The sequence below is a fragment of the Endozoicomonas numazuensis genome (assembly GCF_000722635.1).
Classification (GTDB): domain Bacteria; phylum Pseudomonadota; class Gammaproteobacteria; order Pseudomonadales; family Endozoicomonadaceae; genus Endozoicomonas_A; species Endozoicomonas_A numazuensis.
Window position 1 is genome coordinate 1,366,647 of the sequence record NZ_JOKH01000001.1, and the last position, 21,407, is coordinate 1,388,053.

Annotated in this window: 21 protein-coding genes; 10 read left to right on the forward strand and 11 right to left on the reverse strand. The window is 47.7% G+C overall.

Going from position 1 to position 21,407, the window contains the following annotated elements; genetic code table 11:
• Nucleotides 1-206 precede the first annotated feature (206 nt).
• Nucleotides 207-2,099, reverse strand: a complete 1,893-nt coding sequence (locus GZ78_RS06025) for a PP2C family serine/threonine-protein phosphatase (protein WP_034833473.1) — start codon at nucleotides 2,097-2,099, stop codon at nucleotides 207-209.
• Nucleotides 2,100-2,714: 615 nt separating this feature from the next.
• On the opposite strand from GZ78_RS06025, the gene GZ78_RS06030 reads away from it, so the two are divergent.
• From GZ78_RS06030 to apbC, 3 genes are all read left to right on the forward strand, one after another.
• Nucleotides 2,715-3,173: a DnaT-like ssDNA-binding domain-containing protein gene (locus GZ78_RS06030; protein ID WP_034833475.1), complete on the forward strand. Its 459-nt coding sequence runs from the start codon at nucleotides 2,715-2,717 to the stop codon at nucleotides 3,171-3,173.
• On the forward strand, nucleotides 3,067-3,873 hold the full coding sequence (locus GZ78_RS27205; RefSeq protein ID WP_051785868.1) for a replication protein P: 807 nt from the start codon (nucleotides 3,067-3,069) through the stop codon (nucleotides 3,871-3,873). Before GZ78_RS06030 ends, GZ78_RS27205 begins: the two co-directional genes overlap by 107 nt.
• Nucleotides 3,874-3,948: 75 nt before the next feature.
• Nucleotides 3,949-5,043, forward strand: a complete 1,095-nt coding sequence (apbC, locus tag GZ78_RS06040; RefSeq protein WP_034833477.1) for an iron-sulfur cluster carrier protein ApbC — start codon at nucleotides 3,949-3,951, stop codon at nucleotides 5,041-5,043.
• 31 nt (nucleotides 5,044-5,074) lie between these two features.
• On the opposite strand, the gene GZ78_RS06045 is transcribed toward apbC, so the two are convergent.
• Nucleotides 5,075-5,650, reverse strand: a complete 576-nt coding sequence (locus tag GZ78_RS06045) for an NAD(P)H-dependent oxidoreductase (RefSeq protein WP_034833478.1) — start codon at nucleotides 5,648-5,650, stop codon at nucleotides 5,075-5,077.
• A gap of 234 nt (nucleotides 5,651-5,884) precedes the next feature.
• Here GZ78_RS06045 and dcd point away from each other — a divergent pair, with 234 nt between their 5' ends.
• Together dcd and GZ78_RS06055 are read left to right on the forward strand one after the other, a co-directional pair.
• The gene (gene dcd / locus GZ78_RS06050; RefSeq protein WP_034833479.1) at nucleotides 5,885-6,469 is read left to right on the forward strand and encodes a dCTP deaminase; all 585 of its coding nucleotides are present in this window, start codon (nucleotides 5,885-5,887) and stop codon (nucleotides 6,467-6,469) included.
• A gap of 121 nt (nucleotides 6,470-6,590) precedes the next feature.
• Nucleotides 6,591-7,079 (forward strand): CBS domain-containing protein, encoded by a 489-nt coding sequence (locus GZ78_RS06055; protein ID WP_034833480.1) that lies wholly within the window; start codon nucleotides 6,591-6,593, stop codon nucleotides 7,077-7,079.
• Nucleotides 7,080-7,137: 58 nt separating this feature from the next.
• On the opposite strand, the gene GZ78_RS27210 is transcribed toward GZ78_RS06055, so the two are convergent.
• A complete protein-coding gene (locus GZ78_RS27210) occupies nucleotides 7,138-7,734 on the reverse strand; it encodes an OmpA family protein (protein WP_161787317.1) in 597 nt (198 codons plus the stop codon).
• A 415-nt stretch (nucleotides 7,735-8,149) separates the two neighbouring features.
• On the opposite strand from GZ78_RS27210, the gene GZ78_RS06065 reads away from it, so the two are divergent.
• Nucleotides 8,150-8,413, forward strand: a complete 264-nt coding sequence (locus tag GZ78_RS06065; protein ID WP_034833481.1) for a hypothetical protein — start codon at nucleotides 8,150-8,152, stop codon at nucleotides 8,411-8,413.
• A gap of 641 nt (nucleotides 8,414-9,054) precedes the next feature.
• On the opposite strand, the gene dapD is transcribed toward GZ78_RS06065, so the two are convergent.
• The 3 genes from dapD to GZ78_RS06085 all read right to left on the reverse strand — a co-directional run bounded on the left by dapD (nucleotide 9,055) and on the right by GZ78_RS06085 (nucleotide 11,928).
• Nucleotides 9,055-10,092, reverse strand: coding sequence for a 2,3,4,5-tetrahydropyridine-2,6-dicarboxylate N-succinyltransferase (gene dapD / locus GZ78_RS06075; RefSeq protein ID WP_034833483.1), 1,038 nt, complete (start codon nucleotides 10,090-10,092; stop codon nucleotides 9,055-9,057).
• A 91-nt stretch (nucleotides 10,093-10,183) separates the two neighbouring features.
• Nucleotides 10,184-10,528, reverse strand: a complete 345-nt coding sequence (locus GZ78_RS06080; RefSeq protein WP_034834334.1) for an ArsC family reductase — start codon at nucleotides 10,526-10,528, stop codon at nucleotides 10,184-10,186.
• Nucleotides 10,529-10,680: 152 nt separating this feature from the next.
• A complete protein-coding gene (locus tag GZ78_RS06085) occupies nucleotides 10,681-11,928 on the reverse strand; it encodes a hypothetical protein (protein WP_034833486.1) in 1,248 nt (415 codons plus the stop codon).
• A 73-nt stretch (nucleotides 11,929-12,001) separates the two neighbouring features.
• On the opposite strand from GZ78_RS06085, the gene GZ78_RS06090 reads away from it, so the two are divergent.
• Nucleotides 12,002-12,988, forward strand: coding sequence for a pentapeptide repeat-containing protein (locus GZ78_RS06090; protein WP_081869723.1), 987 nt, complete (start codon nucleotides 12,002-12,004; stop codon nucleotides 12,986-12,988).
• Nucleotides 12,989-13,092: 104 nt separating this feature from the next.
• Here GZ78_RS06090 and GZ78_RS06095 read toward each other — a convergent pair whose 3' ends face one another.
• Nucleotides 13,093-13,563 (reverse strand): aminoacyl-tRNA deacylase, encoded by a 471-nt coding sequence (locus GZ78_RS06095; protein ID WP_051785871.1) that lies wholly within the window; start codon nucleotides 13,561-13,563, stop codon nucleotides 13,093-13,095.
• Between the two features lie 404 nt (nucleotides 13,564-13,967).
• On the opposite strand from GZ78_RS06095, the gene nhaD reads away from it, so the two are divergent.
• Entirely contained in the window at nucleotides 13,968-15,374 is a 1,407-nt protein-coding gene (nhaD, locus tag GZ78_RS06100) for a sodium:proton antiporter NhaD (RefSeq protein ID WP_330217599.1), read from the forward strand.
• A 30-nt stretch (nucleotides 15,375-15,404) separates the two neighbouring features.
• Here the strand turns inward: nhaD and GZ78_RS06105 are convergent, their stop codons facing one another.
• Nucleotides 15,405-15,773, reverse strand: coding sequence for a hypothetical protein (locus GZ78_RS06105; RefSeq protein ID WP_034833489.1), 369 nt, complete (start codon nucleotides 15,771-15,773; stop codon nucleotides 15,405-15,407).
• A 62-nt stretch (nucleotides 15,774-15,835) separates the two neighbouring features.
• On the opposite strand from GZ78_RS06105, the gene GZ78_RS30925 reads away from it, so the two are divergent.
• A complete protein-coding gene (locus GZ78_RS30925) occupies nucleotides 15,836-15,880 on the forward strand; it encodes a hypothetical protein (RefSeq protein WP_407919760.1) in 45 nt (14 codons plus the stop codon).
• Here GZ78_RS30925 and GZ78_RS06110 read toward each other — a convergent pair.
• The 3 genes from GZ78_RS06110 to GZ78_RS06120 all read right to left on the reverse strand — a co-directional run bounded on the left by GZ78_RS06110 (nucleotide 15,868) and on the right by GZ78_RS06120 (nucleotide 20,697).
• Nucleotides 15,868-16,218, reverse strand: coding sequence for an efflux RND transporter permease subunit (locus GZ78_RS06110; RefSeq protein WP_034833491.1), 351 nt, complete (start codon nucleotides 16,216-16,218; stop codon nucleotides 15,868-15,870). The genes GZ78_RS30925 and GZ78_RS06110 overlap by 13 nt on opposite strands.
• A gap of 115 nt (nucleotides 16,219-16,333) precedes the next feature.
• Entirely contained in the window at nucleotides 16,334-19,462 is a 3,129-nt protein-coding gene (locus tag GZ78_RS06115; protein ID WP_034833494.1) for an efflux RND transporter permease subunit, read from the reverse strand.
• Nucleotides 19,463-19,467: 5 nt separating this feature from the next.
• Nucleotides 19,468-20,697, reverse strand: coding sequence for an efflux RND transporter periplasmic adaptor subunit (locus tag GZ78_RS06120; protein ID WP_081869693.1), 1,230 nt, complete (start codon nucleotides 20,695-20,697; stop codon nucleotides 19,468-19,470).
• A gap of 240 nt (nucleotides 20,698-20,937) precedes the next feature.
• Between GZ78_RS06120 and GZ78_RS30620 the strand changes: the two genes are divergently transcribed.
• A complete protein-coding gene (locus GZ78_RS30620; RefSeq protein WP_269078739.1) occupies nucleotides 20,938-21,060 on the forward strand; it encodes a hypothetical protein in 123 nt (40 codons plus the stop codon).
• The last annotated feature ends 347 nt before the right edge of the window (nucleotides 21,061-21,407 follow it).

A 21,407-nucleotide genomic window follows, 5' to 3' on the forward strand; every position in this document is an offset into this window, starting at 1 on the left:
AAAAGTGGAAGAGGGTAAAGGGAGAGTATACGATAATTCCCATCATTTAGGCTAAGACAAAGATAAAGATGATGGGGAAGGCGCAGGAAAGTAATGGCAATGGGTCGCATACCATTACTTTGATGACGCCCTGCGGCCAGGAGCCTGTCGCTCTACTGAATTTTATGCTCGGCCACTATGCTCGACCACTATCCTCGGTCAGCCTCCTAGAGTTTTTTCAGGCTGCTGATCGGGGAGCCTGTGATAACAATGTTATCTTTGGGGTAAAGATTACACGCCAGATCCCGGATCTTTTCTACTATGACCCGTTGTCCCTTATGGAAGTACTTGTTGGCTACTTCTCCTATCTGTTTTGTAGTGAGTGCGTCTGTGACGCCATCACTCATTTGTAGCACCAGGCTGCCTTCAGGGATCTCTTCAAGGGGAATGCTGACGACGGTAGGCTTGGCAGACAGCACACCATTATGTTGATGGTCCCCAAGGGATGTCGCTGTAGAGGTGCCTCGATCAATACCCGGTCCAGCGACCCTGACCAGCTCAAAAGCCCCGGATTTAGGGTCTCTCTGAGTTTTCATTCGGCCACCTCTTTCATGAACTAGTTGGTTAAAGTGGCTGTTTTTCGCATCTTCCCGTTGTTGTGATGACCCTTCATCTTCTGGCAGCAGTTTTGCATCTTCTGAAATCTGAACGCACTCACCTTCCGGTGTTACCAGAAGGGCTCTGCTGTCTCCAACATTGGGTATATAGATGCGATTTCCAATGATCATCGCGGCATTGAAGGTGGTACCTGTTTCATCGAAGTGCTCGATCCGGTCGAGATCCGTTGTAGCTGCAACAATAGCGCAATGAATGCCGGTATCGGTCAGTTTGACCGGGCAGGTCTCTTCCAATCGGATTTTCAGTCTTTCGGAAAAAGCCTTGGCGCAATGTCTGGCGGCCACTTCGCTGCCATGTCCATCCAGGACCGCTGTAAAACGAACGGGTAACCAATGGGATCCTGCTCTACAGAAAACAAGAGGACTGGTGCAAACATCTTCCATACTCATGCCGCCACCCAGTGTTTCAGCAAAAACAACGCCCGGGTTGTCCTTAAAACTGGCTGAGTTGAAGCCTACATCTTTCATATGACGAGACTGGGGGCAGTCTTTATCTAGCAGCTCTCTGAATTTTTTCTCCTGATCCGGAATGCTTTTTCCAGGGTCAGTGGCCTGGGCAGTGAGTGCTCTCTGACGGTTAGCATCCAGCATTTGAATCAGGGCCTCTGGCTGGGTTTCAACCTGATATTCGAGTGCGTTCCATTGCTCTGTCGTCAGCTTGGGGTTCTTCAGGTCGTATCTGGGCTTTAGCGGCGTGGCCAGTGTTGTGATTGTTTGTCCTGTTGCAGAGGCTGTAGAAACGACCACTTCTCCGCGAAGTTCCTCTGACACAACGTCAGGTGTTGATTTTGGTAGTGAATAGTTTGCAGTCTTGCAGGCTTCAGTCAGATCTCTGTATAGGCTCCGGATTTCAGAACTGTTTATATCCGCTTTACCATTGATGCGTCCGGATAATTCATTGGTTTTATCAGAGTCCAGATTATACATTTCAATGGCCAGTCTTCGGGCATCTCCGGAACTGAGATTCTTTCCCTGTTCCTGAAGAAAAATACTGAGTTCATCCACCTGGGCCAGAGTCAGGCTGGGAATACTGTCCGAAATGCTGGAAAACTGTGGCATTTGTGAAAGTACACTAGAGGCGGAGTGAACTTCTGAGAGAGTGGGGGTGTTAGAGACACTGATTTTCCTGATAGTTCTATCGCCCAATGTTCCTTGGGGGCGGTAATGCTCCAGAGCCTTTTGCATGTTGTTCTGACAGTTCTCAAATGTTTCGTCCGTTTTCTTGTCTTTGATGGTGCCTACATTAACCAGCCCCCATGTCCAGCTACTCAAGGCGCTGTTGTCGTTATCAAACTGGGCTTTGGTCAGTATCCGACCATCCCGGGTCAGACCTACAGGCGTATTTTCCGGGTTGCTGGCTTCTAGGTCGGCAACTGTATTCTTCAAGACACTGAGTCGTGGAAAGTGAATCGAGCCTGAGACGGGGTCGTAACCGGTGGCCATGTGGGATGCTCTTTGGATTAAGGGTGGATAATGAGAGAGCTATCGGCGAATAGAGTGAAAGGATAATAGAGGCCTGAAAAAGTCAGCTGACCTGAAATAAGCGCAGGGTTTGTCGCAGGAGCTAGGAGCCTGTCGGACTTAAGCTTTCGAGCATGAAATTCAGTAGAGCGAGTCAGCTTTTTCGTTGGATTTGTGCGAATAGTTGACCTATTTAAGCGAATTCAACGGAAAAGATGGCCGCTCTTGCTGGATTTCAGGCCGAAATTGTCTTAAATCCGACAGGCTCCTAGGTAAGTCTCGCTTGGAGGCGGAGGGCTAAAGAAAGTAAAAATACCGCTGTTCAATTCTGGTTTACTGACGTTAAAATACACGGCTCTCCGTTGAAAATATGGAGAGGTGTCGGGGGCAAGTGAGTTCTGTCCGGTCTGGTTTCAGGCTCCCGGCGGGTTTCAATTCCCTGAAAAAATATTTTGATCAGGTCCCTGTTTTTAACTGAATAGACGGACTTTTCTCTGGCTGGCGTCTCCGCCTATGGCCTTTTTACCTAACAGCTCAAGGCTGTTTCATTATTACAACCGGTAGACCGGAACCGGGAAGGCAGGTATTGTTAATTTCATGACTGACGAGGATCAGAAGCGGTATATCCGGCAAAGAAATGCTGGAGCCTTGCCTTGGGAACTGGAAGATGCTTCCCATCAGAAGGCAGAGGAACATCCGGTATTCGGCCAGCAAACGACTCAGTCGAATACGCTGGTGGAAGGTGCCCGGGTACAGCCATTGCCACAAGATTTTGTACCTGATCCGGTCTATATCGAGTTTCTTGAAGAGCACCATGGTATTCCTGCAGACTACGCTCTGGCGCAGTTGCCTGAATTCAAGCTTTATTGGCTGGAAACGGGAGAGGCCCGTAAGGCCTGGCAGAACAAGTTCAAGAACCATGTGATCTATCAGTGGAAGCGGAGCCAAAGTGAAACAGGGCAGCGAGCTAATCGATCAACAGCTGAAAAGCTTACAGACACCAGCTGGGCAGACGGCCTCCAAGTCGACTTCGACGACTCAGACGAGCAGCCATGAGCCGGTAAAGGGCCACCGTCAGGATAATCCTGAAGGTGATCACTCGGGTGCAAACAGTGCTGAACTGAAGCAGCAGTACCGGTATGCCATCAATGGTCTGTTTACCTTACTGGAAGATGCCTATCCCCTGAAGTTCCGACGGGCCTTCCCTACCGATGAAGACCTCAGTCGGGCCAAAAGGGTCTGGTATCAATCCCTTCGAGAGTTCAGCCCTCGTCGTATTATCCAGGCTGGCCAAAAGGCACTGGATACCACTAAATTTTTCCCTGACCTAAGTGAAATTCGTGAGCTCTGTAAACTCCGTTATGATGAAATGGGGTTGAAAGAACCATTGCAGGCCTATTATGAAGCCTGTTTTGCACCGCAGCAGACACGTGAATATCGTTGGTCTCACATTGCCGTCTATCTGGCTGCCCGTGAGACGGGCTGGATCACTCTGAGAAGCGAAGAGCAAAGAGTGGCTTTTCCCATCTTTGAAAGAAACTATAACATTGTCTGTAACCGGGTTCTTGACGGTGAAGACCTTGAAGCTTCGATCATGAAAGGTATTGAAGACAGCCGCTCGAAAGAGGCTGTCCGAGTAGCCGATGAACAAGCAGAGCAATCTTTACGAAAAGAGATGGAAAAACAGGGAATTGATCCTGATTCCGGACGCACTGCGTTTGAGAAGTTGAAGCAATCGTTAACCGGTAGTCAGTAAATTCGGTTTTTACTGGAAGAATAACAACGAAATCATTAGTCTATCCGCCATTCTATTGGTTGGAGTCTGACGCCCATGAGTGTCTTAGATCGTGCTGCGGTTGAAGCCGCTGTTCAAGGCTATCACGATCCCTTTCTTAAGCAGGACCTGATCTCTGCAGGTTGTATCCAAGCGCTTTCCATCGAGTCTGGTAAAGTCACCCTGAAGGTTGAGCTGGGGTATCCTGCTGATGGTTTTAAGGGAGGCATAGAGCAACTCTTGTCTGCCAAGATTGAAAATCTTCCGGGTGTTGAAAGTGCCAAAGTTTCGGTGAACTGGAGCGTTGCCAGTGCACCGGTTCAGGGTGAGCTGGAAGCGATGTCCGGGGTTAAAAACATTATTGCAGTAGCGTCCGGAAAAGGCGGTGTGGGTAAGTCCACAACCACCGTTAATCTGGCTTTAGCCATGGCAGCAGAAGGGGCCAGGGTTGGTATTCTGGATGCTGATATTTATGGACCCAGTATCGGCATGATGCTGGGTCTGCCAGATGGCACCCGTCCTGAAGTAAAGAATGAAAAGTTTTTCATGCCCATTGAGGCTCATGGCATACAGGCAATGTCCATGGCTTTTCTGGTGACAGAAGATACACCTGTTGTTTGGCGTGGCCCAATGGTGAGTGGTGCTTTGCAGCAACTGCTGACCCAGACTCTGTGGAATGATCTCGATTACCTGTTTATCGATATGCCTCCTGGTACTGGAGATATCCAGCTGACACTGGCTCAGAAAGTCCCTGTTACGGGCAGTGTAATTGTCACCACGCCACAGGATCTGGCCTTGATTGATGCGAAAAAAGGCATCGAGATGTTCAACAAGGTGAATATCCCTGTATTGGGTGTTGTGGAAAATATGGCCATTCATATTTGCTCAGAATGCGGTCATACCGAGCATCTGTTTGGTGAAGGAGGCGGAACGCGAATTGCTGATCAGTTCGGTGTCGATCTTCTGGGAGCGCTACCCTTGTCCATGATGATTCGTGAACAGTCTGATGAGGGTGTGCCAACGGTGGTTTCTGAGTCAGACTCGCAGATCGCCATGATCTACAGAGATATGGCCAAAAGAGTGGCTGCTGAACTGGCATTGAAAAATGCTGAGCAATCCAAAGCGCCAACTATCTCGTTCAGTGATGACTGAATGAGCCAGGGGAGTCAAACTCCCCTGTCCTTCAAAAGCGTTGCAGATGCTTACCGACTTTTTCCATAAACTGCTTCCGGTCTTCCTCGGTATTCTTATCCATGCTGTAAAGCGCCAGCCACTTTATATCTTTGCACTTGGATATCGCCTTCAGGGAGAGCTTGAACATCTTTCTGGGAGGGTTGCCAACCAGAGCCATCCGCCAGTGAGATGACCCCTGAGTGGTAATGATCATAAACTTTTTAATGTTCGTCAGACCGGGTTGAACCCCGTTGGGGCCAAAGGTTGCTACAACTCCGGGCAGCCAGACACGGTCAAGCCAGCCTTTCAAAATAGCCGGTGGCCCCATCCACCAGGTGGGATAAACAAAAACCACCGCTTCTGCCCATCTGAGTTTGGCAACATGATCTTCTATCCCGTTAGTGTTGTCCTTGGTCATATAATTAACTCTTTCTTCACAGGACATCCGTGCTTCGAAGTCAATCTCATAAAGATCCAGAGGGTGTATATTGTGTCCAGCCCGGGTGAGCTGTTCACAAGTCTGCTTGAACAGAGCTGCGTTGTAGCTTTCCGGGTTGGGGTGGGCATAAACAACTAGAACGTTCATGCTAAACAATGTCCTCGGGATGGGGCGACGATAGATGCTTAATTGCGTTTCTGATTTTCTTTGTGTCAGGGATCATAAAGCAATGGTTCTGGCAATTAAAGCAGACAAAGTAGAGAAAACGAGGAGGGGACTACCGTGTGTGATTGTCAGGCACGTATAATGTCCCTTAATAACCTTCTGAAGGGTGTGGCATCTGGTTCAGTCACCTCCTTCCTGCTGCTGGAAAAATAGACCATGAGACTTTGTGATCGGGATATAGAAGCTTGCCTGGACAGTGGACAAATCATTATTGAGCCTCGTCCTGGTACGGACAAGATCAATGGGGTCAGTGTCGACCTGACTCTGGGAAACAGTTTCAGGGTTTTCAATGATCATGCAGCGCCTTTTGTTGATATCAGTGGCCCCAGAGAAGAGATCAACCGGGTGTTGGACTCCATTATGAGTAAGGAAATTGCTCTGGCAGATGGAGAGGCCTTCTTTCTTCATCCGGGTGAACTGGCTTTGGCTGTTACCCGAGAGTCCATAACCCTGCCGGATGATATTGTTGGTTGGCTGGACGGACGTTCTTCTTTGGCGCGGCTAGGACTGATGGTCCATGTGACGGCTCACAGGATTGATCCTGGCTGGAGCGGTCAGATCGTGCTGGAGTTTTTTAACGGCGGAAAACTGCCTTTGGCTCTGAGACCGGGCATGGGGATTGGTGCTATAAATTTTGAAACCATGAGCAGTTCTGCTGCACGCCCTTATAACAAACAAAAAAATGCCAAGTACAAAGAGCAAAACAGTGCTGTGGCCAGCCGTATTGCTGAGGATCAATAAAGACCGCGTTCAGCATACTCCTTAACTTGTTTATTGTCTGCATGAGGGTCTTGACCTGCGTCAGCATACTGGCTCGTTGAGTTGGTACATACTGTGACCAGGTTGTTAAGGAGAGAAGATCATGGCTCAGGATAATCCATTGCAGACAGTAACTGCTGAGCAGATCATGACACCCGGGGTAATGACGATTCCCTGTGACTGGAGTGTTGAGAGACTGGCAAGGTTTCTCACCGATAAGAGTATTTCAGGAGCTCCGGTGGTGGATCAGTCAGGGCGATTAATGGGGGTGGTGACACTCTCTGATATTGTCCGTCATGCGGGGTCTGGTACGGCTGATATAAACCGCCGCGACGACCATTTTTACCAGACAATGACGGATACTAATCTGTCTGATGAAGATCTGAGTGCTTTTCATGAAGCGATAGATCAGGCTGTTCTGGTGGATGACATCATGACACCTATGGTGTTTGAAGTGTCTCCGAAAACGCCTTTACTCAATGTGGCTGAAGCTATGGTGAGAGGCCGAATTCATCGGGTGCTGGTCACTGAACATCATCAGCTGAAGGGGATTATCAGTGCACTGGATCTTCTGAAAGTGATGACGGATTAGTTTTCATTACGCAAAAATAAACCCCGGGCAGGCCGGGGTTTAGGCAGTCAGGCTGATATCATTTCAACATGATTTCAGCGCGACGGTTTTCTTGTCTCATCTCATCGGTTTCATTGCCGCGAACCGGGCGATCTTCACCTTCGCCTTTCACGGAAATATTCTCTTCAGGAATTCCCCTGTCCATCAGGTAGTCTCTGACAGCCTCAGCTCTTCTTTCTGAGAGTTTCTGGTTATAGGTTCTGGAGCCAATTTCACAGGCATGACCAACAATTTCAATTTGACTGTCCTGATCCAGCTGACCAATTAACTTGTTGAGCTTTTCCAGATCGTCCGATTTCAGTTTCGAAGAATCAAAGTCAAAGTTAACGGTAGACATCCCTTCTACGCCAGGAATCCCCATAGGGGTATCAGGCTTGGCAACAGGGTCCAGCATGGCGCAGGCTGTACCACCGATCAGGGCACCGGCTACAAAAGCCACGCCACCGGTTGCCATATTGTAAGCCGCTCCGGGGATACCCATCACTGCACCGCCTTTGGCCATACAGGTAGTCCAATGAGACTTCTGAGGTTGGGTCTGGGAAGAGGTGGTAGAACAACCTGCTGTGAACAGCAGAGAAAAAACGAGAGCGAATGTGCTCAGCATCCTTGCAGACATGGTACAACTCCTATCCATGGTTTTTACAACTTGGCCTGTTGATCTATCAGGTCGAAAGATCTCAAGCCATTTCCAGTTGATTATAGGGAGGGATAGGTTGTCTTCTTGATGACTGTTTTTTAGTGATTTGGTTTCAATCACGAAGGCAGCAAATAACAAGGATGCTTTTTTGACAAATTCAGGAGCCAAAGGTGCTTTTTCACTGAAGAGTGGTCACTTTCTTAATGTGTCTCTCTGACGCTCTCTGCCCGGGTTGAAGTTGTGCTTAATTTTGTTCGTTATCAGTAGCCGATGAAGGGTTGGAATTCAGAGATCAACGTCGCTTATATCCATACAACTACGCATTCTCAGAGCTCCCGGCAAGAGTAAACTGAAACGGTAATAAGCGATTAAAAATTAAGTCTGAAGAAAGAAGATGAAACCCAATACCCAGACAGTCATGCAGGAACTTATCGAACAGGTCAGGGGAGCCGTTCCGTTTGATAGGCCCGAAGCAGAAATCTGCACAGGAAAATGTGTTGGTTGTCCAAAAAAATTACTGGAGTTTCTTGATCAGGAACTGACTGACTGGGAAATCCGACTTAAGGATGAAGAGACACCCAAGCTTGGCGAGATCAGTCGACTGGCCAAAACCTCTAAGAAAGTTCATAAGGCTTTGGCCAGAAATGGACTGGTCTGATCAGTACGCAACCTGAGTCGAACGTTTACGAATATCCTTTATCAATACCACGGCGACATTAAGGTGCAAAAAAAGGCGATGGCCAGGCTTATACCAATCGCACTTTCAAAATCCCCTACTGTGCAGCCATTTGAGTCCAATATTCTGCGTTGGGGATCGTCCCCATAGCTAAGGCTATGACTCCTCACCCCGCCTTTATGCCCTGTGGGTATTGCCTATTGGACTCAAATGGCTTGCTCATAACGGGGTTTGAAAGTTTGATTGGTATTAATCAAATCAAGAGTGTACTGGGTGAAAAAGCGTTTAATGATTTGGTACAGCAGTTTCCGGTAAATCACGGGGTGTCTTCAGAAGTGCTTACCCGAGGTTTTAATAGTCAAATTGAGTAGGATGAAAGGCTGGCATGGTTCAGCCAGGCGGCGGGTCAATTGACTTTGATGCCTTTCTATACCCATGCGAGAAAGGATATAGGTGTTGTACCGCATCTCAGAAAATGACAGCCTTTTGCCCAGATCAAGGTCATCCTGATCGTTACAAAGGAGTGCCGGGAAGAGTCGCAAGCGTATTCTGGAGTTGACTATTTACTGGTTGAGCACTGAAGTAATAGAGAGGCAGGACGGATGAGCCCTGCCTCTGGCACATCAGTTATGAGCGTGCAGTTCTTCGTTAAGAGTAATGGCAGACTTGTTGGTCAGGCATTCAATCGCACCGGAGATTGAATTGCGGCGGAACAGCAAGTCAGATTGTCCACTGAGTTGACTGGCTTTGACCGATTCCACAACGTTTTTCTGGTCGTCTAGCACATTCACCTTGCTGCCTGCAGTCAGGTAAAGACCCGCTTCAATGGTGCAACGATCGCCCAGTGGAATGTTGATGCCGGCATTAGCGCCAATCAGACAGTTTTCACCCAGTGAAACGACAATGTCGTTACCGCCGGACAGTGTGCCCATAGTGCTGCAGCCACCGCCCAGATCAGAACCTTCACCAATCATGATGCCGGCAGAGATACGACCTTCAATCATACTCTTGCCTTCGGTACCGGCATTAAAGTTGATGAAACCTTCGTGCATGATGGTAGTGCCTTCTCCAACGTAAGCTCCCAGACGAACACGGGCTGCATCGGCAATACGTACGCCGGCAGGTACAACGTAGTCCGTCATTTTCGGAAACTTATCCACAGAGTCAACGCTGATGTAGCGGCCTTCAGCACGGGCTTTCAGCTGGCGCTCAGGCAGTTCTGCCAGATCGATTGCGCCTTCATTGGTCCAGGCAACGTTAGGCAGCAGAGGGAAAATACCCTGCAGGTTAACGCCATGAGGTTTAACCATACGGTGTGAGAGCAGGTGTAGCTTCAGGTAAGCTTCAGGTGTGCTGTTCAGTGTATCGTCTGTTTCCAGAAAAGTAATAACACGAGGCTGATCACTTTCTTCGAGACTGAGCATCATTTTTGCCAGAGCTTCTTCGCCCAGGTTGACGAAAGATTCTTCCAGCGCGTGACAGGTTGTGCTGTCCAGCTCAACACAGGTGTTACCGTCTTTGTAGTCAACGATTTCAGTAATTGCTGCAACCAGCTTTTCAGACGGACTGAGCAGAGGCATTGGGTAGAATACTTCCAGCCAGTCACCTTTAGTGTTTTTGCTGCCTACGCCGATGGCAAGACTGAAAAGAGTTTGGCTCATTAATAGGTTCCCCTGATTCGCAAGTCAATATGGAAGTAGCCCAGTGCTATTGGTGCAAAAGGCTTTATTCTTTTGCCTGTTAGTCAGGCGTTTACTGGAAGAGTTCTTGGTACTGCTTTTCTGAAAAGCCAAGGACTCTTATGGAGCCGGTATCAAGCAGTGGTCGCTTGATCATAGCGGGCTGCGCCAGCATCAATTCGATGGCGGATGTCCCATCGACAGACGCTTTTTGTTCTTCTGGCAGCTGTCTCCAGGTCGTACCACGACGGTTCAACAGTGCTTCCCAACCGAGTTCATCTGACCAACTCTGAAGTGAAGCCTCGTCGAGCCCGTCTTTACGGTAGTCATGAAAGCGGTAATCAATACCGGCAGCAGTAAGCCACTTTCGGGCCTTTCGAATAGTGTCGCAGTTGCTGATTCCGTAAAGGGTAATCACGGGGGCTAACCTGTCTTTTCTGCTGTAAACAGCCATGAACAATAAAAACTGGCTTTATCTCCCTGGGAGATCGAAGCTAGTTCACGGTAATAGTAGTCAAGCGGCTTAGGATACACTTCTGGGTTTTAAATTGCATGAGCAGTGCTGCCATTTCACCAGGACAGAAGGTGTATACCGTTAACGATTATCTGGCAAGCTATTTGTGCTGTAGCCTGGTTTGAGTAGACGGTTTCAGGCTTTTCAGCGTCTCGACTATAAATTGTGAGGGCTGCCTGACAGAAATAAACCAGTATGGGTACATAAACAGCGCCTGGTGTCACGCTCTGACTTCTTTGACTTCTTTGTCTTCTGAATTCGGGCTCTCTTTTATTGACTGTATCCAATTCTGAATCAGAGTTGGATTTTTCTCGCTTGTGCATGCTTTGGTGAGAGTTGCTGGCTGTTGATTTAGTAGCTTTTCTCTGCTTTTGCTTTAAGTCAAAGTAAGAACGAATAAATAAAAGCGAGTTGTAGGTATTGCTGGAACTTAGTCTCCATCCCAGGAATTTTCCTTGATGCTCAGTCCCTCTTTGTCCTCTTAAAAGCTCCAGGATTCCTAAAGGATGTCCTGAAACAGGCATGAAGGTTTCAGCGGTCAGTTGGTAATGGAGAGAAGTTTGATTACATGTCTGGGGTTGAACCTGTGGGTCCATGGTATAAATACTACGGGTTGATGCTTCTGTAATCATGCTCAAGGAGTGAGAGGCGGGTGCCATGACCGAAGGCGTGATGTTTCTGAAGGCAGAAGCCTCGGTTCCCCAGAGGAGTTCGGTAAAGCTGAAAAAAATATTATTGGATGAACTGCTGAATGGTATGACTATGTTGGCGGTTGTAGAAAAACTGCTTTTGCGTTCATGGATGTTGCTGGTGGCTTCCAGCTCCAATTCGTAAAGGTCAATGGATAGCTTTTTGCCCGTAGAGAATGTCAATTTCAGAAAGTGTGGATGGTGCTGGCAATCGAACCAATTCAAGCTGATGATGGATGTCAGTTTGAAAGGTATAAATATGTATTTTGAAACTTCTTCCAGCTGAAGCGTTGAGTAATTGAGTGCCGAGATCAGGTCGCTGAGCATGGTGATTTGCAGGAGTTCTTCTGCGCTGGGGGTTTCATATTGGCAGTGCTGGTTGTTCAGGCTGGCTTTCAGTGTGTATTTCGAGTGTGAGGGGGTATCCATTCTGTCCAGGTAGGCGCTGCCTGCCAGCTCGGTTTCACTTCTGAAGAACCCCCTGTAGACCTCGTAGATTTCTGAGCCAAAAGAAAATGCAGGGAATACAAAGAGAATAAATGTAAGCAAATATTTATTAAGTAGGGCCACGTTCCTTTCTAAGGGAAGGTAGACGTGTAGCTTAATTTGACTCATGCCATCAATACTTCTGATTCTTATGCCGATACAGTGTAGGAGTACTTATTCAAAAACTTTGGGCTATTTTGTCATGCTGGTTAAAAATGACCATGAATGTGGTTATATCGGTGAGCGATCAGGACCCTGCAAAGAGGCTGCTTCCGAAGGCAGTCATTATTGTTTTTGGCACGACATTAAAGCGGATAAATCCGGTGATAATGTCAGGGTATTATTAGAAGAGCGGGCTCATAAAGGCCCCCCAATGGAGGGGTTTTGTCTTAAAGGTGCCAACCTCGATAATCTCGACCTTGTGAGTCCTGAGGGTAAAGCGTATCAACTTATCAACAGTGATTTGAGCCGATGCAGTCTGGTCAGGGCTCACCTCTATCGGGCTGACCTTTCAGGCAATAATTTATTGAAAGCTGATTTAAGTCGGGCCAATCTTCATAGAACCAGCTTGATAGGAGCAAACCTTCTTGGCGTGAATTTTAAGGCGGCCCGAATTGAACATGTTAATTTTGGAGATGCTTTTTTACAGGAAGAGAAAGCGCGTCAGGAAAGACAGAATGGCGATGAACTTAAAGCCAGAGAGCTGTTTGAAGAAGCTGAAGAGGTGGCTCGAAATATTCGTAAACATTGTGAAGCTCAGGGACTGTTTCATAATGCAGGAGAGTTTTTTCACCGGGAAATGACCTTTCACCGATATCGGTTTCCCTGTCTCTCTTGGCATAGAATGGTATCCAAGGTGGTGGACTTGCTCAGTGGCTATGGTGAAAAGCCAGAAAGGGTTGTCTTGTTTTCTGCCTCTTTCATCGTCTTCTGCTCCCTTTTTTACTTTTTTCTTGGCATTGAGGATGGTGATGTTCCGGTTCACTATCAGGCAGGCCAACCCTTTTATAATAATCTGATTAACTGGTTGGAAACCTTGTACTTTAGTGTGGTGACATTCACGACGCTGGGCTATGGAGACTTAACCCCTATTGGTCTTTCAAGACTTGTTGCCGCCATAGAGGCCTTTATTGGCAGTTTTACCCTGGCGCTTTTTGTTGTGGTTTTTGTGAAGAAAATGACCCGTTGAAGTCAGCTTTCTGCGGTCATATGTCCCCGCCATTGGAAATGTGAGTGCAGTCAGTGACCTCACATCTTCAATGGTGATGGGTATAGCGGTTTCAGTCATTCCTTTCAGGTGTTGTAGGCGTCCATTTCGTCCGGGTCACAACTGATAGCTGCATGCTCCTCTCCATGCAATAGCTCTTTGAACTGACTGCGATTCATATGAATCAATTCACGATGATTACCTGCTTCCAGGTAAAGGTCCTGTACTGAGTTCAGCTCATCATCCCAGCAGGTAGTCATTCCATAGGCCGTTCCGATGGGAGGAACGGCTCCGTCTTCGCAATCCGGAAACAGATGTTTGAGCTCCTGTTCCGAGACCAGATTCAGATGCCGATCCAGTTTGGTATTGATCCAGCGCAGCATGAGTTTATTCATGGAAGGCATGACAGCAATGACATAGCCTTGGGGATCTCTTAGAACAACCGCCTTTGTCATGTTTTTGACGGGAATGCAGGCGGAATGAGCCGTATTCATTGCTCTTTCCGAGTATGGATGGGAAACAAGTTCATATTCAGCATTATGTTCGTTCAGAAACATGTGTAGTTTCCGGGCGATGTTCATCTTCAAGTCCCCGTACGAAGGTTAGAGAAATAGGAATTAAAAAAGTCTACGTCCAAGTTTATATGGAATATTTCAGAGTGCTGTGCCCGTAGGCTTAAATAGTAAGATGAAAATTGTATATAAAAGTCAGTTGTAATCCGTTTCTACTCTTTAATGAGTGTATTTTTTGTCTTGAGCGCAAGGATGGTTGTCTATTTCAGAGTCCCGTCATAAGTTTTAATATTGATTGAAGATTTTCAATTTCTAGCAGACAAGTATTTTGAAATCAGTCGATTAGCTCAAAAATTGGTAATAGTAGCGGTTGGCTTATTGGCATTGAATCAGTATCCTTTTGCGGCTTTCTAGGCTTCTGACTGATTAAATAATTAAAGGAAATCATTGTGAATTTCTCTGGATTGAGGCGATCCTCCCTGCTCGCTGGAACGGGACTGTTCGCTCTGCCGCAAACCTCTTTTGCGGCAGAAGAATTGTTGAGAATGACAACTCACCCTATCGCCTGGCTGTGTATTGTTGTTTTCACCCTGGCCTATATCGCCGTAATGGCGGAAGAGAAATTGCATCTCAAGAAGTCTAAACCGGTTATTCTGGCTGCAGGTATCATCTGGGCTCTGATTGCCTGGCTGGCCACAGGGCAGGGCGTATCTCACGAAAGTTTATCCATTGCAGTCATGCATGATCTGGAAGAATACTCGGCTATGTTCCTGTTTTTGCTGGTGGCGATGACCTATATCAATGCCATGGAAGAGCGGCAGGTATTTGATTCACTGCGTAGCTGGCTGATTCGAAAAGGCTTTAGCTATCGACAGCTTTTCTGGGTAACAGGTGTGCTGGCCTTCTTTATTTCACCTATTGCAGATAACCTGACCACTGCCTTGTTGATGGGGGCTGTGATCATGTCTGTAGGGCAGGGACGTCCTGCGTTCGTCACTATGGCGATGATCAATGTAGTTGTGGCAGCCAATGCCGGGGGAGCCTTCAGTCCCTTTGGCGATATCACGACACTGATGGTGTGGCAGGCTGACAAGGTTGAGTTTTTTCAATTCTTTTCACTGTTTTTGCCTTCTGTCGTGAACTTTATTGTTCCGGCAACCATTATGAATTTCTTTATTGAAAAAGGACGCCCTGCTGCTCTGGATGATCATTCCGGTATCCGTCGGGGGGGAATCGGCATTTGTATACTGTTCCTGGTCACTATCGTGCTGGCCGTATCTTTTGAGAACTTTTTCGGATTACCTCCTTTTATGGGGATGATGACGGGTCTGTCTCTGCTGATGTTTTATACCTACTTCCTGCAATTGAGAGGGCTGACCAGCAGTCGTCCCATTCCTGTAATGGGGGAGGGTAAAAAAGAAGAAGATCTGGATATATTTAAGCGGGTGGCCCATGCAGAGTGGGATACTTTATTGTTCTTCTTTGGCGTAATCTTCTCTGTCGGTGGTCTGAGATATTTGGGCTATCTGGAAGTGATATCCGAAACCATGTACACCGGAGTGGGGCCAACCTGGACCAATATTGCAGCAGGTGTCTTCTCCGCCGTTGTGGATAACATTCCTGTTATGTTTGCCATCCTGGGTATGAGCCCCGAGATGGATGTATTCCAGTGGTTGTTGATTACCCTGACCGCAGGGGTTGGTGGCAGTTTGCTGTCAGTCGGTTCTGCTGCGGGGGTGGCTCTGATGGGAACGGCGAAAGGCAGGTATACCTTCCTGAGTCATTTGCGTTGGAGTTGGGCTATTGCCCTGGGATATGCCGCCAGTATTGCAACACACTTTCTGGTAAACGGCTAAGCAAGCATTGATGGGAGTCAGATCCTGTTCTTAGTGAGTGAGAACAGGATCTCCCTGATACACAATATAAGGTGAGCAGTTGCCTGATGTCCTTATATTAATGATTGCGTTATAACGGGTATTAACAGTAGATGTTCGTCTATTGTTGCTGATAGACATTTCAAGATCATCGGGTTCAATGTCGTATTGATTGAACCATGCTAGATCCTGCTTTACATCCGGTTGGAAGATCAGTTCAGCAAAGTCACCATCGACCTCAGTAAAAACAAGCGTTCCTCTAATGGGCTGATAGTGGCAGCTGAGTGACTCCAGAGGACTGACACAGCCTGTGAGTATCAGGGGGGGCAGTATCCATGCCCCGAGACAAAAAGTTTTTTTGTAATAAGCAGAGCGTTTCAAATTTGAAGCTCCTTGTTTTATTTATCACTGGCATCCACTTCTCTTAAGAGAATCTCATACCAGTGCTATTTATTTTATTAATTATTACATCAGCTCAATGGCTTTGAAACCTTCGCTTAGTGTTTCTCAGTATCAGGTAGAAAGCAGGTGTCATTAATGTGGCTATGACAATCACTGCGAGCATGCCCCAGAATATCGGAGTTCCCAGAGATTTACGTGCCTGCATGCCAGCGCCGTGTGTATAGAGTAGGGCATAACACTCATGATAAAGGACAGTCCAATCCTGAAAAGTGCAGTCCCAGTAAGGCTCCGACCATGGAAATAGGGTGACCTGAGGGTATTCCAGCGTTGGAATTAAAGGCAGACAAAGTAAACCGCTGATTAGAATCACCAGTGCGATGACCTGAGCCAATCGGGGGCGGCGCAGAAAGAACGGTGTAAACATGAGAACCCGTCATTTATTTTGGAAGTGCTGTAATCTCTGGCGCGTGCTTGTTTGCGATCCTTTCAATAATAGGCGGGATATAAAAAAGCCCCTGAAGACAGGGGCTTGAAGCGGATCAGCTGTTGGCTTTATCAGGGTTGAAGTGCTCACGCATTTTTTGCAGTAGATAGTAAAACAGTGGAATCAGAAGGGTGCCGAATATAGTGGCGGCCAGCATCCCCGACATTACTGTCGTACCAATAATCCGGCGGCTTGCGGCACCGGCACCACTGGCAAATACCAGAGGTAACACACCCAGTACGAAAGAAAGGGCTGTCATCATTACAGCACGGAAGCGCAGCTCAGCAGCATCGGCTGCCGCATCAAAGATGCTTTTGCCCGCTTGCCTCTGCACCATGGCAAACTCTACGATCAGAATCGCTGTCTTGGCTGCAATACCAATCAGTAAGACCATGCCTATCTGAGCATAGATATCATTAGCTATCGAAGGTATCAGTAGCCGGAGCAGATTAATTCCGGCAAAGGCTCCGAACGTGGCAATGGGAACGGCCACAATAATAGCCAGGGGCATGGTCCAGCTCTCGTACTGTGCCACGAGGAACAGGTAAACGAACAGGAAGGCCAGTGCAAACAGCAGTGGTGCTACGCTACCTGCCTGAATTTCCTGTAGCGATTGCCCGGACCACTCGAAGGTATATCCATCTGGCAGTGTTTTAGCCAGCTGCTCCATGGCTCCAATGGCATCACCTGAGCTGAATCCCTGGTTTGCCTTGCCGCTGATGCTGACAGAGCGATACAGGTTGTAGTGATCAATACTGCTGGGGCCAAGGATCGGTTTCAGCGATGCAACGGTGGTCAGGGGAACCATCTGATTGTCCAGGTTTCGGACATAGAACTTGCTCAAATCAGAAGGGTTGGCCCGGTATTCACTCTCAGCCTGCAGCTTTACCTGATAGGTGCGACCAAATTTACTGAAGTCATTGACATACAGTGAGCCCAGTTGGGTCTGCAGAGTCATGAAAATTTCAGATAAAGGAATGCCCTGAGCCTTGGCTTTGTTTCGATCAACTTCCAGAAAGTATTGCGGTACATTGGCACGATAAGTACTGAATACCTGACTCAGTTCAGGCTTCTGGTTAGCCTCATAAACCAGACCGTTCATGATCTGACCGAGTTCTTGTGGCGAGCGCCCCAAGGTGTCTTGCAGGCGGAAATCAAAGCCTCCGGAAGACCCAAGGCCTGGTATAGGAGGAAAGGCAAAAGCTCTGACCTGAGCTTCAGGCAGAGTCCAGAGTTTACCCTGCAGCTTTCTCATGACCACTTGCTGGTGTTGCATAATATCAGGACGGTCTATCCAGTCCTTGAGTACAACAATAGCCATGGCATTATTGGAGTTGGAGCCACCAATGATGCTGAAGCCGGAGACGGTAATAACACTATCAACGTCGGGCTCTGTGCGAATGATGTTGGTGATATTCTTCATTGCCGCCTGAGTTCTGTTCAGGGACGCCGCATCAGGAAGTTGAACGTCGACAACAAAAAAGCCCTGGTCTTCATCGGGTACGAAGCCTGATGGAGTGCTGTTAAACAGGAAACCGGTAGAAGCCATCATGATGGCAAATAGTCCGATGCCCAGAATGCCTCTTCTTAGCAGCAGGGTTACCCAGCTCTTGTAGCCTCCAGTGAGCCTGTTGATAAAGTTATCAACAGGAAGCAGCCATTTGATGTGTCCCATTTTGCCTTGTTTCAGCAAAGTAGCGCACAGGGCTGGGCTCAACGTCAGAGCGTTAATAGAAGAGATTAATACGGCGACAGAAATAGTGACCGCAAACTGGGAGTAAAGTCCCCCCGTTATACCCGGCATGAAGGCTACCGGGACGAAAACCGCGAGTAATACCAGTGTGGTTGCAACTATGGGCCCCGAGACTTCCTTCATGGCCTTGCTGGTGGCTTCGACCGGCCCCAGTCCTTCTTTGGACATCAGCCGTTCCACGTTCTCGATGACCACAATGGCATCATCCACTACGACCCCTATAGCCAGTACCAGGCCAAACAGGGTTATGGTGTTGATTGAGAACCCAAGGATTTTCATGACCGCAAAGGTGCCAATCAGAGAAACCGGAATAGCAATAGCCGGAATCAGGGTGGCGCGCCAGTTTTGCAGGAACAGGAATACTACCAGCACCACCAGGGCTACGGCCTGAAGAAGGGTGATGACCACTTCCTGGATGGACTGATCGATAAACTTGGTGGTGTCGAACTTGATCTCGTAATCGATACCTTCTGGCATGCGAGTGGCCAGTTCAGCCATAGTGTCTTTGACACCCTTGGCCACTTCCATGGCGTTGGCATCAGGCTGCTGGTAGATAACCAGGAAGGCAGTATCATCATTGTTGAACTTGGCTTCGCCATCATAGCTCTGGGAACCCATTTCTACCCGGGCTATGTCTTTGAGGCGAACATAAGAGCCGTCAGGATTGGCCTTGATAATGATGTTTTCAAACTGATCCGGATCACTCAGCCGGCCTTTGGTTTTGATGGTATAGGTGAACTGCTGGTCTGCCTGATTGGGAGCCTGCCCTAGCTTACCGGCAGCAACAATAACGTTTTGTTCATTCAGTGCATTGGATACATCAGAAGTGGTGAGCTCCAGTGAAGCCATATGTTCCGGGTCAAGCCAGACACGCATGCTGTAAACCAGAGAGCCAAGAATATCTGCAGAGGCCACACCGTTGATACGGGCCATAGGCTCTTTAAGATAATTATTGGCATAGTTATTCAGGTAGATACCATCGTATTCACCTCCGTGAGAAATCAGGTTGATACCCAATAACATGCTGGAAGATTTTTTACTGACCGTGACTCCTGTCCGCCTCACTTCTTCTGGTAGCGAAGACTCAGCAACCGCAACACGGTTCTGCACATTGACCAGAGCAAGATCCTGATCAATCCCCGACTCGAAGGTAATCGTGATACTGGCACTGCCATCATTACCTGCAGAGGAATTGATGTAGAGCATATCCTCTACGCCATTGACCTGCTCTTCGATAGGTCGTATCACCGACTCTTCGATTGTTTCAGCATCAGCCCCCGGGAATACAGCATTAATATTGACCTGAGGAGGGGTGATTTCCGGAAACTGAGCCACAGGCAGGGTCAGCATGGAAATCATACCCACCAGGGTTATGACTATCGATATGACAAAGGCAAACTTGGGCCTGTGAATAAAAAACTGACTGATCATCTCAGTTACCCTTGCTTGTTAGCCTGGCTGCCTTGCTGTTGACCTGGGTCTTGATGAGGGCTGGGCGGCTGAGCCTCTATGCCACCGGTTTCGGGGTTGATAGTGACCATGCTGGGGGTGACTTTAACACCGGGACGGACTTTCTGAAGTCCCTCAACAATAATGTGCTCACCCGTTTTAAGACCTGAGTTAACGACCCACATAGGACCCATGCGTCGGCCAAGGTCGACCTGGCGGGTTTCTACTGAGTTGTCTTGTTTGACAACCAGTACGAACCGACCCGACTGGTTTTCCTGTACGGAAGACTGAGGAATGACAGGGTGGACAGTTTTGTTCTTGCTTTCCATGATTAAGCTAACATACAGACCTGGAACAATAATGCCCTGGGGGTTAGGGAATTCAGCACGTAGGGTCAAGGTTCCAGTCGTTTCATCAACCTTGGTGTCTGCGAAGTTGAAGAGGCCTTTGTGGTCGTAATCACTGCCATTGGGCAGGCGAAGACGCATTTCAAACTCTTGCTCTTCTGGTATCCGGTTGCCCGAACTTTCCTGCAAATGGCTGATGATTTGCTTCTCATTGACCTGGAAGTTGACATAAATGGGATCAATAGAGGTCAGTGTGGCCAGAGGCTCACTGGTAGGGCCCACCAGATTGCCTACGCTGTATTTAGCGCGGCCTATCTGACCTTTGAAAGGCGCCTTGATATTGGTGTAGCTGAGATCCAGTTTTGCTGTATCGATCTGAGCTTCTGCTGCTTGAACAGACGCTTCAGCCTGAGCTTCTTTACTGGTCTGAGTATCCAGGTCAGCTTGACTAATGTGGCCTTTCTTGTATAGGTCTTTGCTACGCTGAAGATCTTTTTTAGATTTATTCAGCTCTGCCTTGGTACTGGCCAGGTCAGCTTCTGCCTTTTTCAGATTGGCGACATAGGGTTTAGGATCAATTTCGAAAAGCAGTTGGTCTTTTTCAACGGTCTGTCCTTCCGTGAAGTCTCTCTGGGCTAAGAAACCTTCAACTCTTGCTCTCAGGTCGACAGTGTTAACCGCTTCAGTACGAGCAACATATTCTTGGTAATCGCCAACGGGTTGTTCTGTCACACTAATCACAGAAACGGCGGGCGGAGGCATTTGTCTTTGTTCCTGCTTTTGATTACAGCCAGACAGTGCCAATACGGATGCGACAAGCAAGCCGAAAGGGAGCAGGGATCGTTGTCTGTTTATGATGATTGATTTCATCGATGGCTCCGAGAGAAAGAGTCTCAAGTTCAGATTTCCGGCCCAAGGTCAGAGCCCATTGGTAAGAGTGTGCCGATACGGAGTTTTCTCCGGAAAGCAATACACAAGCAATTCTAGCCTGTAAATTGTCTTGACTGTCTGCACAGACTTTATTCAGGTATGAATACTGACATTAAAGGGTCAGTATTTACCTGTCTTTAATTCAGCGTGACCACCACCATTGAGTACTGAGGAAGGTGAATGCAAACATTACTTATGGGAGCGTTTACATCCAAAATCATCAGTTCTTCTGTAGTTGGAGCAGTGTTGTGCAGAGCTGGGCATACTCATGCCGGAAAAGTGATGGGTATTGTACTCAGCTAAAGGCCGATTCATACCATAATATTAAAATGCAGCATTTGTTTTACAGGATGTTTACTTCGAATGCGAATAAAACTTTTGGCTGGTTGTTTACACGGTGCTTACTGACTCTAACCCCAAGGTATATACGGGCTTCAATACACTGTAGCCATTGTTTAGATGATGAAGGTTTTCAAAAAAGAATGGATCAAATGAAACGAAAGTCTTCCTGAATTTTGAGTACTGTTTTTTGCTTCAAAATGATTTATTGGTTCATGAATGAATTGTCTGCTGACAGACTCTCTGTAAATTTTGTACCCTGTGCTGTACCTTTAACCCCGCCATTGCCCCCGCGGGGTCTTTTTTTATTG

What these genes read in the sequence shown, in the direction of transcription:
- GZ78_RS06055 (WP_034833480.1), top strand. Translation starts at nt 6,591, where the DNA reads ATGGCTCAGGATAATCCATTGCAGACAGTAACTGCTGAGCAGATCATG.
- GZ78_RS27210 (WP_161787317.1), bottom strand. Translation starts at nt 7,734, where the DNA reads ATGTCTGCAAGGATGCTGAGCACATTCGCTCTCGTTTTTTCTCTGCTG.
- GZ78_RS06110 (WP_034833491.1), bottom strand. Translation starts at nt 16,218, where the DNA reads ATGTTTACACCGTTCTTTCTGCGCCGCCCCCGATTGGCTCAGGTCATC.
- GZ78_RS06025 (WP_034833473.1), bottom strand. Translation starts at nt 2,099, where the DNA reads ATGGCCACCGGTTACGACCCCGTCTCAGGCTCGATTCACTTTCCACGA.
- GZ78_RS30620 (WP_269078739.1), top strand. Translation starts at nt 20,938, where the DNA reads ATGCAAACATTACTTATGGGAGCGTTTACATCCAAAATCATCAGTTCT.
- GZ78_RS06115 (WP_034833494.1), bottom strand. Translation starts at nt 19,462, where the DNA reads ATGATCAGTCAGTTTTTTATTCACAGGCCCAAGTTTGCCTTTGTCATA.
- GZ78_RS06095 (WP_051785871.1), bottom strand. Translation starts at nt 13,563, where the DNA reads ATGTTTCTGAACGAACATAATGCTGAATATGAACTTGTTTCCCATCCA.
- dapD (WP_034833483.1), bottom strand. Translation starts at nt 10,092, where the DNA reads ATGAGCCAAACTCTTTTCAGTCTTGCCATCGGCGTAGGCAGCAAAAAC.
- GZ78_RS06045 (WP_034833478.1), bottom strand. Translation starts at nt 5,650, where the DNA reads ATGAACGTTCTAGTTGTTTATGCCCACCCCAACCCGGAAAGCTACAAC.
- apbC (WP_034833477.1), top strand. Translation starts at nt 3,949, where the DNA reads ATGAGTGTCTTAGATCGTGCTGCGGTTGAAGCCGCTGTTCAAGGCTAT.
- GZ78_RS06120 (WP_081869693.1), bottom strand. Translation starts at nt 20,697, where the DNA reads ATGAAATCAATCATCATAAACAGACAACGATCCCTGCTCCCTTTCGGC.
- GZ78_RS06085 (WP_034833486.1), bottom strand. Translation starts at nt 11,928, where the DNA reads ATGAGTCAAATTAAGCTACACGTCTACCTTCCCTTAGAAAGGAACGTG.
- GZ78_RS06065 (WP_034833481.1), top strand. Translation starts at nt 8,150, where the DNA reads ATGAAACCCAATACCCAGACAGTCATGCAGGAACTTATCGAACAGGTC.
- GZ78_RS06030 (WP_034833475.1), top strand. Translation starts at nt 2,715, where the DNA reads ATGACTGACGAGGATCAGAAGCGGTATATCCGGCAAAGAAATGCTGGA.
- GZ78_RS06090 (WP_081869723.1), top strand. Translation starts at nt 12,002, where the DNA reads ATGCTGGTTAAAAATGACCATGAATGTGGTTATATCGGTGAGCGATCA.
- dcd (WP_034833479.1), top strand. Translation starts at nt 5,885, where the DNA reads ATGAGACTTTGTGATCGGGATATAGAAGCTTGCCTGGACAGTGGACAA.